General features: G+C 60.1%; 1 pseudogene. It reads left to right on the plus strand.

What is annotated here, in order from left to right:
* Positions 1–64: 64 nt before the first annotated feature.
* Positions 65–674, plus strand: a pseudogene (locus QOL99_RS17395) (IS4 family transposase); the annotation flags it as partial.

The raw sequence follows: 674 nt of genomic DNA on the forward strand, positions 1-674 counted from the left end.
CTCTCTAGGGGTCAAAAGTCAGATGGAGGCTTGAGAAGTCGGCTCCTGTACGGTGTTTTCTGCAATGAAAGACACCCGGAGCCGACCCGCTCAGTCTAGCCTCACTGCCCTGCTTGCTGAGCACTTCCCGCTTGATCCTCGTCGCCTGACCGTCCTGAGCGCCCTGATCCTGGCCGTGATTCAGGCACGAAGCGTCGTTCTCTACCAGCTCGTCCAGATCGTTGACCTCCCCGGCTCAAACGACACTGTGTACCAACGCCTGAAGCGCTTCGTGCAATTCGCACTTCCCGATCTCCTGGTTGCCCGCTTTGTCCTGGCCCATCTGCGAGACGAGCAGCAGATGCTGCTCGTCCTGGACCGAACCAATTGGAAGCTCGGTCAACAGGACATCAACATTCTCCTGCTCAGCGTGCGGTGGCAGACCTTCAGCTTCCCGCTCGTCTGGACCTTGTTGCCGCATAGCGGCAACAGCAACATGGCGACCCGCATCGCGCTGGTCGAACGCCTGCTCCCCTTGCTCCAGGGCAAGACACTCTTCCTGGCCGCCGACCGGGAGTTCATCGGTGGGGAGTGGTTCGTGGCCTTGCGCCGCATGGGCATTTCTCCCGTGATCCGTTTGCGGGCTGACAGCATGGTCGAGGGGTCCCCAGTCTGGGTCAGATTCAAGAAACTCA

This window comes from Deinococcus rhizophilus (assembly GCF_030271215.1).
Lineage (GTDB): Bacteria > Deinococcota > Deinococci > Deinococcales > Deinococcaceae > Deinococcus > Deinococcus rhizophilus.